This is a genomic window from Thauera sp. 27 (genome assembly GCF_000310125.2).
Lineage (GTDB): Bacteria > Pseudomonadota > Gammaproteobacteria > Burkholderiales > Rhodocyclaceae > Thauera > Thauera mechernichensis.
This window is the reverse complement of the sequence record NZ_AMXB01000016.1, coordinates 26,605-39,743: the sequence shown is the minus strand read 5'-3', so window position 1 is coordinate 39,743 and position 13,139 is coordinate 26,605. Positions and strand designations below refer to the sequence as shown.

Here is a 13,139-nt window from a genome sequence, read left to right as displayed (position 1 = left end):
TCGCGGGAGAGGCAGATATGATCGGTTCGGGCAGGCGCGGCGGCATTGCACTCATCGCCCCCCCCCATTGCGGATGAAACGATTGACCGCCCGGTTGTGCTCGGCCAGGGTACGCGAGAACTCGCTGCTGCCATCCCCACGTGCGACGAAATAGAAGAACTCGCTGTTCTCCGGCTTCAAGGCCGCACGCAGCGCCGCTTCGCCCGGCATCGCAATCGGCGTCGGCGGCAGACCGGCGCGCGTGTAGGTGTTCCAGGGGTGATCGGTGTCGAGATGGACACGGCGCAAGCGCCCATCGAACTCCGGCCCCAGACCATAGATCACCGTGGGGTCGGTCTGCAGCCGCATGCCCACGCGCAGGCGGTTGGCGAATACCGATGCCACCAGTCCACGGTCCTCCGCACGGCCGGTCTCCTTTTCTATGATCGAGGCCAGGATGAGGGCTTCGTAAGGCGAAGCCAGCGGCATCGCCGGGTCGCGCGCTTCCCACGTTGCGGCCAGGCGCAGCTGCATGGCGTCGTAGGCGCGCTTGAGCACCGCGAGCGCGCTCGAGCGCTTGTCGAACCGGTATGTGTCGGGGAAGAACAGGCCCTCGGGGTGTGTCTCGCTGGCACCGATTCGCTGCAAGAGCTCCGCGTCCGACAAGCCACTCGTGTCCTGCTCGAGGTCAGGATTGCTCTCGAGCGCCTGGCGCACCTGGCGGAAGGTCCAGCCTTCCACCAGCAGCAGTTCGCCCTGTGTCACATCCCCGCTCGCCAGCTTCTCGATCAGCTGCCAGGGGGTCACTCCGGTGCGCACTTCGTAACTGCCGGCCTTGATCGTGTGCGCCTTGTCGCCGATACGTGCGAGCAGGGTGAGGAAGCGGGCATCGACACCCACGCCCGCATCCTCGATCACACCGGCGGCATGGCGCATGCCAGCCCCACGCGGCACGGTGAATTCGACCTTTTCGGACGCCAGCGTCAGCGGTGCGTGCGCGTACCACCACCCCGCACCGACGAGCAACATCGCGCCGAGCATGGACACAATCAAGAGGTATACAACGAAGCGCACAAGGGAACGCATCAGCACAGCATCGACGGAAAAAGCCATGTCGGGCGCAGGGGCGACCGACTTGCGGCGGGCGCCTATAATACTTCATCGCGCAAGCACCTCCGAGCGAGGTCGTGCGCTACCGCCAACCCGCCTTGCTACTGCCAACCCCCTTGCTACCGCTGACCGCCCCATGACCGTCTGGACCGAACACCTCTCCCGCCTGGGTGCCACCCTGGCCGAGACCCAAACTACCGCCGCCCCGCTGCCCTCCGTTCGCTTTGCCGACGCGACCGACGAAGCCCGCGCCGCAAGCGAATCGACCGTCGTGGTGCCTCTGCTTCATCTGGGCATCATCCGCTCCGTGGGGCCGGATTCGGCGGCCTTCCTGCACAACCTGGTTTCGAACGACGTCAACAAGCTCCCTGCCGACGGCGCCGCCTGGAACAGCTTCAACTCGCCCAAGGGCCGGATGATCGCGAGTTTCCTGATGTGGGCGGAAGACGAAGGCCATGGCCTCGTCCTGTCGGCGGACATCCTGCCCGCCTTCCTCAAGAAGCTGTCGATGTACGTACTGCGCAGCAAGGTCAAGCTTGCCAACGCCAGCGACACACTCGCCCTGATCGGCGTGTGCGGCAAGAACGCGGCGGCGGTATTGCTGGGGGCGGGCATCGAGATGCCGGCGGCCGACATGCGTCAGACCCTCACGGCCGACGGCGTGCGCTGCGTGCGCATCGACGCCGAGCGCTACCTCCTGGCAGTGGCTGCGGACGATGCGGCCGGGGTGTTCGACGCCCTCGTCGCCGGCGGTGCCGTCAAGGCGGGCACTGCGGCCTGGCAGCTCAGCATGATCCGCGCAGGCCTGCCGCTGGTTACCGCGCCGACGCAGGAAGAATTCGTCGCCCAGATGCTCAACTACGAGTTGATCGGCGGCGTGAGCTTCCACAAGGGCTGCTACCCTGGTCAGGAGATCGTCGCGCGTACGCAGTACCTCGGCAAGCTCAAGAAACGGATGTACCGCGTTGCCGCAGCCCCCGGCATCGAGGTCGTCGCGGGGATGGACATCCACGCCCCCGACTTCGGCGAGCAGTCCGCGGGCAAGGTGGTCAATGTGGCGCCGACCGCAGATGGTGGCATCGAAGCGTTGGCGGTAATCCAGTCCAGCAGCGCTGAGGCGGGGCAATTGCGCCTGGGCGCTGGCGAAGGGGCGACGCTCGAACTGCTGCCCTTGCCCTACGCCCTGGGCTGAGCGCACACCGCCGTATCCGATGTGCCTGATCGTTTTCGCGTGGCGCGCTCATCCACGCTACCCGCTCGTGGTCGCCGCCAACCGCGACGAGTACCTCTCGCGGCCGTCCTCCCCCGCCCATTGGTGGGCCGACGCGCCTGACCTGCTCGCGGGCCGTGACCTCGAAGCCGGTGGCACCTGGATGGGGCTGAGCCGCAGCGGACGCTTCGCCGCACTCACCAACTACCGTGACCCCAGCCGGCACGTGGAAGGTGCGCCCTCGCGTGGTGTGCTGGTGCGCGAGGCGCTCGAGGCCGAGCTACCTGCGACGCGGGTCCTGCAGGGTTTGGGGGCCGAGTGCTCGCGCTATGCCGGCTTCAATCTCCTCGTCGGCGACGGCAGCACGCTGGCCGTTCTCGAGAGCACCAACGGCACCGTTCGGGCACTCGAGCCCGGCATCTATGGGCTGTCGAACCACCTGCTCGACAGCCCGTGGCCCAAGCTGCTCAAGACCCGTGCCGGCCTTGCCGAGCTGCTCGGCGCGGGGCAGGCAGAAGGCCGCGTGGACGCGCTCGATGAGCACGCCCTGTGCCAGGGACTGCTGGCCCTGATGCGCGACCCTCGACCGGCGGCCGACCCGCACCTGCCGGCCACCGGCGTCAGCCTCGAATGGGAGCGCTGGCTGTCGCCCGCCTTCATTCGCGCGCCGGGCTATGGCACACGGTGCACGAGCGTCGTAGTGCAGCACGACGATGGCCGTATCCGCTTCGATGAATGGACCTGGGACGCGCATGGCGAACAGGCCAGCGCCGTCACCCACCGCTTCGCCACCCAGCCGACGACCTGAACAGCGTCAGCTGCGACTTCCTTGATCGAGGCGTCGACGCATCACGCGATGGGGAATGCCGGCCTCCTCGAACACGCAGCCCTCGGCGACGAAGCCATGGCGCAGATAAAAGGCCTCGGCATGCACCTGCGCGTTGAGTACCACCTCGCCCATGTTCAACCGGACCGCCTCCTGGACCAAGGCCGCCAGCACCAGTCCGCCCACACCCTTGCCTCGCCAGCGGCAAGCCACGGCCATGCGACCGATGTGGCCGTCGGGCAGCAGACGCCCGGTACCGATCACTTCGCCGGCGCCGGAGCGCGCCAGCGCATGCCAGCTCACCGCGTCGAAGACGTCGCGCTCGATCTCGACCGGTACGCCCTGCTCCTCGACGAACACTGCCGTGCGCAGCGGCGTAACCAGGGCTTGCACCTGTGCCCATTCGAGGACGCAAACGGTGGGCAGGACGGCCATGCTCATGCGTGGATATCCACAATCGTGCCTGCGGCGACCAGCTCGAAGAGTTCGATCAGGTCGCGGTTGCGCATGCGGATGCAGCCATGCGAACGCGGGACCCCCATGGGCTGGTCGTCGCCAGTGCCGTGGATGTAGATGAAACGCCGCATCGAGTCGACATCACCGCCGCGATTGCGCCCGGACTCCTCGCCACACAGCCAAAGGATGCGCGTCAGGACCCAGTCGCGTCCGGGATGAGCCGCGGCGAAGTCGCGGCTCCAGCGCTCCCCGGTGGGCCGGCGTCCGCGGAACACTGCGCCCTCCGGCGCACCGGCTCCGATCCGGGCGCGTATGCGATGGCGCCCGCGCGGTGTGCACAGGCTGCCGTTCAATTCCCCTGCCCCCCTGGCCGCCGTCGACACGCTGTAGCGCCGGATGCAGGCGTCGTCCGCCCCAAAAAGGGCGAGCGTCTGTGAGCCAAGATCGATCTCGATACGCACTCAAGCCACCTGCGTCTTGCCGCGCCGCGCGGCAAAAAAGCTCGACAGCATGCGCCCGCACTCGTCGGCAAGCACGCCGCCCTCGACGCGCGCATGATGGTTGAGCCGCGACTCGGCAAAGAGATCCATCACACTGCCTGCGACACCCGTCTTCGGATCCCGCGCCCCGAACACGACGCGGGCGATGCGCGCGTGCATGATCGCGCCGCTGCACATGGCGCACGGCTCCAGGGTCACATAGAGCTCGCACCCCGGCAGGCGATAGTTGCCCAGACGCGCGGCGGCATCGCGCAAGGCCATCACTTCGGCGTGCGCGGTCGGATCGTGGCGGCCGATGGGCTGGTTGAAGCCCCGGCCCACAATCTGGCCGTCGAGTACCACCACCGCCCCCACCGGCACCTCGTCGCAGGCCCCCGCGCGGCGCGCTTCCTCGAGCGCCGCACGCATGTAGTCTTCGTCGTTCATCGGCATGTGTCGAATGCGCTGCAGGACGAGCCAAGGCGCCCCACCGTCGCGGTTGAAAGACGCGATTCTACCGGACGAGGGCTGCGCTAGAATGCGGCGCATCCGCACTCGCCCCCGGGTGCCCACCACCGGAATCCGCAGTATGAATAACGCCGCCGCGCTCAACACCCCTTCGCTCACCGCCCCCTATGGGCCTCTGGTCCGCCGCATCGAAGCCGAGGCGACCGTGATCGGTGACCAGATCCTGAAGATCGACCACTTCCTCAACCACCGCATCGAGCCTGCTTTCATCACCGAGATGGGCCGGGAACTGGCACGCCGTGTCGGCCGCTTCGAGCCCAGCGTCATCCTGACTGCGGAAGCGAGCGGCATCGCCCCCGGCCTTGTCGTTGCTCAGGCCCTCGGGGTACCGCTGGTCTATGCCAAGAAATACGCCCCGCAGGTCGAGTCGCCCGCAATCGCGCGCATCATCCCGTCGCCGACCAAGGGCGGCGAAACCAAGCTGGTGCTCTCGCAGCGCTACATCGTGCCGGGTGATCGCGTCGTCATCGTCGACGACTTCCTGTCCAACGGACGCACCGCAGTCGCGCTCATCGAGATGGCGCGCGAAGCGGGAGCCGAGGTCTTGTGCGCAAGCTTCATCGTCGAAAAGCGGTTCAAGCAGGGCCACGGCGCAATCGAGGCGGAGGGCGTGCCGGTGTCGACGCTCGCCCAGGTGGAGGCGCTGGAAAACGGGCGTGCGGTTCTGAGCCAGCCATGACGCCACGGCACGCACACCGGCGCGCATGCGACTCCCGCGCTGAGCAGCAACTGCACGCGACGCCGAAGCCAAGCGGCGTTAGACTTGCAGCCGCGGTGCGCCCAGTGCCGCACTCTTGAATCCAGGCACGTCGCAACGCCACCCGCAGGAAGCCTAGCCGCCATGGAAGAATTCGAATCTCAGACCGAAGCCTTCGCACAACAGATCGAGGAAGAACTGCGCGACGGTGTGCTGAGCTTCCCGACCGTGTTCGACCTGTCGCTGCGCATCAAGAAGATGGCGGACGACCCCGACAGCTCCTTGTCCGACATTGCCGAAGTGGTCCGGGCCGAACCGGTGCTTGCGGCAAAGGTGCTGCGCATGGCCAATACGGTAGCGCTCAACCCATATCGCGGCGAGATCAACAGCGTGGGCGACGCCATCGGGCGCATCGGTCTGTCGGCGCTGCGCTGCCTTGCCTACGCGGTCGCCGCCGAACAGCTGGCCCGAGACCACCGCTCACGCCAGATGCGGCTGGTGGCGAGCGGACTGTGGATGCACTCGATCGACGTCGCATCTTGGGCATTCGCGTTCTCGCGCCACCTCGGACGCCACACGCCGGATACGGCCCTGCTCGCCGGGCTGATGATCAACGTCGGTCAGTTCTACCTGCTCGCCCGAGCGGCCCGCTATCCGGCGATCGAAGGCGACATGAAGCGCTTCGCCGAGATCGTCTCGCTCTGGGATGACCCGGTACGCAGCGCAGTGCTCGACGCCTTCGAGATGCCCGCGCTCATCGTCGACGCCTGCGAAGCCGATCCGGTGGCGCACACCGAGTGGCCTCCCGCAGCCATGGGCGACATCGTCTTCTTTGCCACACTGGCAGCCGAGACGCCCAACCCCTTCGAGAGCCTGCTTGGCGTGCAACGCCGGCCGGAACTGCTCGATGCCAGCCTGGGTGAGGCCGGCAAGGAGGCTTTCGACGCCCTCCTTGTCACGGCACGCGACACCCGCCAGGAAATGCTCGCAGCGGTGTGCGGTTGACTGATCCGGGCCGTGCGCCGCTTCAGGCCGGCGGCAGCGCGAGGCAGGTTTGCAGGTGGCGAGCAAGCAGTACGAGTGTTTGCGCCGACTCGGGGAAGACCTTGCCCAGCGTCAGGAAACCATGGATGACGCCGGGCATCTCGACGTAGTCCACCGTGCAGCCCTCGGCCTTCATCCGCTCCGCAAAGGCGACGCAATCGTCCACCAGAGGATCGAACTCCGCCCCGACAAGGAGCGTTGGCGGCAAGCCGGCAAGCCGCTCGGCCCGCATGGGCGACACACGCCAATCCTCCGTATTGCCGTCCGGAAGGTAACGCTCGAAGAACCACTGCAGTGTCCCGCGATCGAGGAAGAAGCCCTCGGCGTAACGCTCTCGTGATGGCCGCGTGCTGACGATCTCGGTACTCGGATAGACCAGCGCCAGGCAGCTCGGCCTTGCAGGTTCATCGCGCAGTGCGAGGGCGGTCACGATCGACAGGTTGCCCCCTGCGCTATCACCGCCGAGGGCAATCCGAGCGGGATCGATGGCAAGCAGAGAAGCATTTTCCACCGCCCACTCGAAGGCCAGGCGCGCATCCCTGATCGCAGCCGGGAATGGGTGCTCGGGCGCAAGGCGATAGTCGACGGAAAGCACGGCACAGCGCGCGAGATTGGCAAGCTCCCGGCACAGCACGTCGTAGCTTGCGACATCGCCAACGCACCAACCACCCCCATGAAAGTAGATAAGCAGCGCCAAAGGCTCGTCAGCGTGGCTCGACAGCGGGCGGTAAAGCCGCGCCAGCAAGGCACTACCGTCGGGCCGTGGCATGGGTACATCCACCGTAGAGGCCACAGCGGGTGATTCCGGCCGGAATGCAAACTGCAGCTTTTCGAAAGAGTGACGTGCCTGGGCTTCACCAAGTTCGTGAAAGCGGGGGGCACCGACACGGTAAGCCATGTCGAGAAGGGAGCGAGCGTGGGGCGTCAGGGGCATGGAAGGCAGAACGAGGCGCGTCGGCGCGCCCTTCTATTCGAGAAAAGGCGGATTCTACAGCCGGGAGATAAAACCATGCTGCCATTGCGACTTTTCGCGCGCTGCAAGCCATCCATCAGCGCTACAATTTCCACAGTTGACAGCGAGGACATTGAATATGACAGACATCGAAAAGAACAACCGTGCCCCGAACGCAGCCGACTCGAGCGCGCCCTCGCCCGCTCCCGCCAAACCGAGAGCAAGGAAGGCCGCGCGGCGCTCGCAGCAAGGCGATACCGCGCCCTCCCTGACCCCTGCCGACATCGAGACTTTCGAAGTCGAACAGGCCATCGGGGCCGCCGAAGAGTCCAAGATCGTCGCTGTCACCGAGATTCTTCAGACCGAGTCGCGCCAGGACCCGAAGCGGGCGCTCAAGGCACTGGAGTCCATCCTCGCCGGTGCCTCACCGGACGACGTCCACATGCTGCGCCGGGCCTTGATGCGGGCCGACAGCCCGATCGTGACCGGCACAGCCAACCCCGATGACGAACTTGCCGAGGACTGGCGCCAGGGTGGCTACCCGTACCGTAACCTGATGTCGCGCAAGGCCTACGAAAAGCAGAAGTACAGACTGCAGGTCGAACTCCTGAAGCTGCAGGCCTGGGTCAAGGAGACCGGCCAACGCGTAGTGATCCTGTTCGAAGGCCGCGACGCCGCGGGCAAGGGGGGCACCATCAAGCGTTTCATGGAGCACCTCAATCCGCGTGGTGCACACGTCGTGGCACTCGAGAAGCCGAGCGAGACCGAGCGCGGACAGTGGTACTTCCAGCGCTACATCCAGCACCTGCCCTCGACCGGCGAAATCGTTCTCTTTGACCGCTCCTGGTACAACCGCGCCGGCGTCGAACGAGTGATGGGCTTCTGCTCCAACGACGAATACAACGAGTTCATGCGCCAGGTACCCGAGTTCGAGCGCAACCTCGTGCGCAGCGGCATCCACCTGATCAAGTTCTGGTTCTCGGTCAGCCGCGACGAGCAGCGCCGCCGTTTCCGCGAGCGCGAATCGCACCCGCTCAAGCAATGGAAACTGTCGCCGATCGACCTCGCATCGCTCGACAAGTGGGACGACTATACGAAGGCCAAGGAGGCGATGTTCTTCTACACCGACACCGCCGACTCTCCCTGGACGGTGGTGAAATCCGATTGCAAGAAGCGTGCACGCCTGAACGCCTTGCGTTACGTACTGCACAAGCTGCCCTACTCCAACAAGGAGATCGACCGTGTCGGCCCGCTCGACCCCCTGCTGGTCGGCCGGGCGAACGTCGTGTACGAGCGTGGCGAGAAGGACGCCATACCGTTGCTGTAAGTCGCCGCGAACCCCGAGTTGAACGCAGGTTTTTCGAATCGTTTTTCTCCGTGCTGCTGACAACTCGTGTGAGGCCGTTCGCTTGCAGGGGCTAAAGTTTCTGGCTTGCATGCCGTCCATAGTTGCCATGTCGATTGCAGATAAGAGCCTTTCCCCCGACCACTCCCAACAACCCCGCAGTGCGCAAGTGCCGCGGGGCGGTAGGCTTGGTCGCCACTTGGGCTGGCTCGTGTTCATTCTGTGGATCGCCTACAGCGGTGCTGTGCTGGGCTGGCACGCCCTCAGCGCACCGCCCGCCGATGCCTGCCTCGTACGCTGAGGCAGGCATCGGCCAGAACCCGGAGGCGTTCATGTCCGACCACCCAGAATCGAACGACGTCCTGCGCCCTTTCCGCGCATCGGCAGATCGCCTGATGCTCGCCTTCCTGGGCGCGCATCTGCTGATCACCCTCGGCATAGCCGCGCATACCGGCACCTGGTTGCTCGCAATTGCAGTGGGGCTGCCCGCCGTACTGGCGCCCGCTGCGCTGGTGGCCACTGGGCCTGGCTCACTGCTCGCACGATCGGCGATTGCAGCGGCGTTCATGGTGTTCTCCGCGCTCACGATCCAGCAGTTCGGCGGCGTGATCGAGGCGCACTTCAGCATATTCGTGCTGCTTGCCTTCCTGCTTTATTACCGCGACTGGCGGCCGATCCTGCTTGCCGCTGCACTCATTGCCGTCCACCACGTGGCCTTCAACTACCTGCAGGCGCTCAACTGGGGCTTCTACGTGTTCGATGCCGGCCCCTCGATCACGCGCGTGCTCGCTCATGCGGCCTATGTGGTCGTGCAGGCGGGCATGCTGATCTACATGGCGATCCGCCTCGAGCGCGAAGCGGTGGTATCGGCACGTGTCGGACAACTCGCCGCCCGCATTGGCGAGGGGGATCTGCGCGGCGGTATCACCAGTCGCGGCGAAGACTCGGAGCTGCTGCGCTCAGTGCTGGACATGCGCACCAAGCTCGCCGGCATGCTCGAGCGTTTCGACCAGGAAGCACGGTCGGTTGCAAGCAGCGCGCAAGCACTGGACCACCACTCCGACGTTGCCGCCCAGCGCATGCGACAGCAACGTGCTGCAACCAATGATATTTCGGCCTCGGTGGACACCCTGACAGCAGGCCTCGCCGCGCTCGCCGACGATGCCGAACAGGCGCGTACTCTTGCGAAAGACTCGGGTACATCCGCCCGCAAAGGTGCCGGTATCGTCAAGGCTGCGATTGACGAGATCGCCAGCATTGCCAGCACAATTCAAAGTTCGGCCGATAGTGTCGAGGAACTGGGCAAGCAGTCGGACCGCGTCGCTGCAGTCGTCAGCCTGATCAAGGACATCGCAGGCCAGACCAACTTGCTCGCGCTCAATGCCGCGATCGAGGCCGCACGGGCTGGTGAACAGGGGCGCGGATTCGCCGTGGTTGCCGACGAGGTTCGCAAGCTGGCCGAACGGACGGCGTCGGCGACCGAAGAAGTGGTAGCGATGATCAATGACATCCAGACCAGCAAGGGTCAGGCGCTGGCGAACATCGAGTCGGCAGTGGAGCGAGTAGGCACAGGTACGGCTCTGGCCGCGGAGGCAGGCGCTTCGATCGCGCGCATCACCGAGGAGGCGGGCCGCGTCGAGCAGGTCTTCGAGTCGATCGCAAACAATCTTGGCGAGCACAGTGCCGCCGCGCGCAGTATTGCCGGCGCAGTCGTATCGGTCGCCAACCTTGCGGACGAGACCGAGGCCTCGGCCAGCAAGGTGGCGCTCGAAGTGGGTTCCCTCGACCGCGCCGCGCGCGAACTTTCTCAAGCAGTAGGCGGCTTTCGCATCCGTTGAGCGGACGAACTGGCTGCGACGACCGCGGTCTATGGTCCACACCGAGCGCTCGCGAACACGCGTACTCGCTCATTCGACCGGAGGCCATGCCATGCCGCTTGACACCTTTCGCCGGCGCTTGCTGCCGTTTGCCTTGACGATCCTGTGCGCGCCAGCGCTCGCCGACGAGTCGCCTGCGGTAGCGCCCATCTTTGGCCAGGGAAGCGGTTACGAACTGAGGCGTCTGCACGCCGACGAGCTGGTGCGGCTGGCCGAGCGTTACGCAGGCCAGCCGGTCCTGGTGGTGAACACCGCGAGCCACTGCGGCTTCACCCGTCAGTTCCGCGAACTCGAGGTGGTGCACCAGACATACAAGGACCGTGGCCTGAAAGTTGCCGGCTTCCCTTCGGACGACTTTCGCCAGGAGGCAGACGACGAAGCCAAGACGGCCGAAGTGTGCTTCCAGAACTTCGGCGTCACATTCGACATGTATGCGCCGATCACGGTGACGGGCGAGGCGGCCCACCCGCTGTTTCGCGAGATCGCCCGCCAGTCCTCTGCACCGACTTGGAACTTTCACAAGTACGTCATCGACCGCAACGGTCGAGTCGTTGCTGCCTTTCCAAGCCGCGTGAAACCTGACGCCCCCGAGGTGCTGAAAGCGATCGAGCGCGTCCTCTGAGCGCGACGTACTCGGCAATTGCCGTTCAGAGCGGGTTCAGTGGCCAGAACAGCGGGATCAACAGGCTTGCCGTCAGCCACACGATGAGGTTCATCGGGATGCCGAGGCGGGCGAAGTCCGAGAAGCGATAGTTGCCCGCGCTATAGACGAGCGTGTTGGTCTGGTAGCCGATAGGCGTGGCAAAGCTTGCACTCGCGGCAAACATCACCCCGACCACGAAGGGGCGCGGATCAACGCCCAGATGCTGGGCGACGCCGATGACGACCGGCGTGAACAGGACCGCCACCGCATTGTTGCTGATGAACTCGGTGGCGATCGAAGTGATCAGGATCACCAGCGCAAGCATCATCCACGGCGACAAGCCCTCTCCCACCGTCACCAGGCTACCCGCCAGCATCGCTGCCAGACCCGAATCCCGCATCGCGATGCTGATTGCGAGCATGCCGAAAATGAGCACGATGATGGGCCATTCGACGGACTTGTAGGCCTCGTCGGGACGAATGCAGCCAGTGATCAGCACGACCGCCGCCCCGATGATCGCCAGGCCCTCGATCGGCATCACGTTGAATGCGGCAAGCAGCATCACCCCCGCAATGGTCGCGAGTGCGATCGGCGCCTTGGTGCTTCGGGTCGCCGACACCTTGCCATCGGTGATGGCAAACAGATCGCCGTTATCGCAGAAGCGCTTGATCTGGGTCGGTGTGCCCTCGACCAGCAGCACGTCACCGAACTGGAGCTGGAAGTCGTCCCCCACGTCCGGGATGGAGGCATTGCGCCGATGTACGGCGATCAGATGGATGCCGTAGCGAGCGGCCAGATCGAGGTCGCGGATCGGACGTTGCACGTAACGCGAGGTCTGTCCTACCAGAGCCTCAACGATCACGACATCGCGTCTGCGCAGGGTCTCCAGGTCCTGAGGGTCGGCCGCAGGCGGCGTCTGCGCGCGCAAACCGACGAGATCGGTGCTGCGCAGATCGACCATTGCGCTGCTGCGGGTATGCACGACCAGCCGGTCGCCAACCTCGAGACGTGTATCGGGAGCCGGCGCAGACCACTCATCCTCGCCGCGGAAGAGCTTGAGAACCTTGATCACGCCATTCGACAGACGCGCTTCCTTCAGCGTACGACCTGCCAGACGCGAGTTCTCGGGTACGAAAAGCTCGGTCATGAACAAACGGTCGCTGCTGCCCGAGAACTGCTGGGTGAGTGTCTCGCGTGCCGGCAGGAAGCGCTGCGCAAAGAACAGCATGAACGTGCAGCCGATCAGTGCCATGACTATCGCCGGCGCACTGATCTCGAACATCGTAAACGGCGCCAACCCCATGTCACGAGCGACACCATCGACCAGAATGTTGGTCGAGGTCCCCACCATGGTGATAAGGCCGCCCAGGATCGTTGCGTAGGACAGAGGAATGAGCAGACGCGAGGGGGCAATCGAGAATCGCCCAGCCATCGCAATCACTGCCGGAATCATGACCATGACAACCGGTGTGTTGTTGATGAAGGGCGACACGGCTACACCGACGAGCAGCATCGCGAGCAGCAGGCGGCGCTCGCTATGTCCCGCCACGTTGCCGATCCACTCCCCGAGCCTGTCAACACAGCCCGTACGACCGAGCGCCCCGCTGATGATGAACAGGCAGATGATGGTGATGGGTGCGCTGTTGCTGAACACGCTCAATACCTTCGCAGGCGTGAGCAGTCCCAGCGCAAGAAGCAGGGCAACGGCGCAGATCACTGCAACGTCGGCCTTGACCCATTCGCGCACGAAAGTGATGAACAGCCCGATCAGGACGATGCCGACGATCAGTGCATGCGCGCTGTCAGGAATGAGCATGGCGGAGTGGTGCAGTGCAAAATGAAGACTCGCACCTTACCGGATCGGTCAAAGATCTCAAAAGAATATAAAGTTATCTTTTTATATCTCCAGACAGATCTACATCCCGAGCTTGGGCAAAGCAGCGATATCGCGTCCGGCAAGTCCACAAACGCGGGCCAAGCAGCGAAAATGTCG

13 protein-coding genes are annotated in these 13,139 nt (G+C 64.9%); 7 read left to right on the top strand and 6 right to left on the bottom strand.

All coding sequences use genetic code 11. The features are described 5' to 3' along the window. Window positions 1–51: 51 nt before the first annotated feature. Window positions 52–1,092, bottom strand: a complete 1,041-nt coding sequence (gene mltG, locus B447_RS10495; RefSeq protein WP_002939548.1) for an endolytic transglycosylase MltG — start codon at window positions 1,090–1,092, stop codon at window positions 52–54. Window positions 1,093–1,225: 133 nt separating this feature from the next. On the opposite strand from mltG, the gene ygfZ reads away from it, so the two are divergent. Continuing rightward, window positions 1,226–2,281: a CAF17-like 4Fe-4S cluster assembly/insertion protein YgfZ gene (gene ygfZ, locus B447_RS10490; RefSeq protein ID WP_002939546.1), complete on the top strand. Its 1,056-nt coding sequence runs from the start codon at window positions 1,226–1,228 to the stop codon at window positions 2,279–2,281. A 19-nt stretch (window positions 2,282–2,300) separates the two neighbouring features. Then, window positions 2,301–3,107, top strand: a complete 807-nt coding sequence (locus B447_RS10485; RefSeq protein ID WP_002939539.1) for an NRDE family protein — start codon at window positions 2,301–2,303, stop codon at window positions 3,105–3,107. A 6-nt stretch (window positions 3,108–3,113) separates the two neighbouring features. Here B447_RS10485 and B447_RS10480 read toward each other — a convergent pair whose 3' ends face one another. The 3 genes from B447_RS10480 to tadA are packed head-to-tail and all read right to left on the bottom strand — an operon-like array spanning window position 3,114 to window position 4,507. After that, window positions 3,114–3,566 (bottom strand): GNAT family N-acetyltransferase, encoded by a 453-nt coding sequence (locus tag B447_RS10480; protein WP_002939534.1) that lies wholly within the window; start codon window positions 3,564–3,566, stop codon window positions 3,114–3,116. Next, window positions 3,563–4,042 (bottom strand): L,D-transpeptidase, encoded by a 480-nt coding sequence (locus tag B447_RS10475; protein WP_002939533.1) that lies wholly within the window; start codon window positions 4,040–4,042, stop codon window positions 3,563–3,565. Before B447_RS10475 ends, B447_RS10480 begins: the two co-directional genes overlap by 4 nt. After that, window positions 4,043–4,507 carry a tRNA adenosine(34) deaminase TadA gene (gene tadA, locus B447_RS10470; RefSeq protein ID WP_198291777.1) on the bottom strand — a complete coding sequence of 155 codons (465 nt, stop codon included), beginning with the start codon at window positions 4,505–4,507 and terminating at the stop codon, window positions 4,043–4,045. Window positions 4,508–4,649: 142 nt separating this feature from the next. Between tadA and xpt the strand changes: the two genes are divergently transcribed. Together xpt and B447_RS10460 are read left to right on the top strand one after the other, a co-directional pair. Further along, complete coding sequence (gene xpt / locus B447_RS10465) at window positions 4,650–5,267, top strand: xanthine phosphoribosyltransferase (protein WP_002929804.1); 618 nt, start codon at window positions 4,650–4,652, stop codon at window positions 5,265–5,267. Between the two features lie 162 nt (window positions 5,268–5,429). Further along, window positions 5,430–6,290 carry an HDOD domain-containing protein gene (locus B447_RS10460; RefSeq protein WP_002929803.1) on the top strand — a complete coding sequence of 287 codons (861 nt, stop codon included), beginning with the start codon at window positions 5,430–5,432 and terminating at the stop codon, window positions 6,288–6,290. 22 nt (window positions 6,291–6,312) lie between these two features. Here B447_RS10460 and B447_RS10455 read toward each other — a convergent pair whose 3' ends face one another. Next, on the bottom strand, window positions 6,313–7,098 hold the full coding sequence (locus tag B447_RS10455; RefSeq protein WP_002939532.1) for an alpha/beta hydrolase: 786 nt from the start codon (window positions 7,096–7,098) through the stop codon (window positions 6,313–6,315). Window positions 7,099–7,420: 322 nt separating this feature from the next. On the opposite strand from B447_RS10455, the gene ppk2 reads away from it, so the two are divergent. From ppk2 to B447_RS10440, 3 genes are all read left to right on the top strand, one after another. Continuing rightward, the gene (gene ppk2, locus B447_RS10450; RefSeq protein WP_002939531.1) at window positions 7,421–8,608 is read left to right on the top strand and encodes a polyphosphate kinase 2; all 1,188 of its coding nucleotides are present in this window, start codon (window positions 7,421–7,423) and stop codon (window positions 8,606–8,608) included. Window positions 8,609–8,958: 350 nt separating this feature from the next. Further along, complete coding sequence (locus B447_RS10445; RefSeq protein ID WP_002939530.1) at window positions 8,959–10,464, top strand: methyl-accepting chemotaxis protein; 1,506 nt, start codon at window positions 8,959–8,961, stop codon at window positions 10,462–10,464. Between the two features lie 91 nt (window positions 10,465–10,555). Continuing rightward, window positions 10,556–11,125, top strand: coding sequence for a glutathione peroxidase (locus B447_RS10440; RefSeq protein ID WP_002939529.1), 570 nt, complete (start codon window positions 10,556–10,558; stop codon window positions 11,123–11,125). 25 nt (window positions 11,126–11,150) lie between these two features. Here B447_RS10440 and B447_RS10435 read toward each other — a convergent pair whose 3' ends face one another. Next, on the bottom strand, window positions 11,151–12,962 hold the full coding sequence (locus B447_RS10435) for an SLC13 family permease (protein ID WP_002939528.1): 1,812 nt from the start codon (window positions 12,960–12,962) through the stop codon (window positions 11,151–11,153). Between the last annotated feature and the right edge of the window lie 177 nt (window positions 12,963–13,139).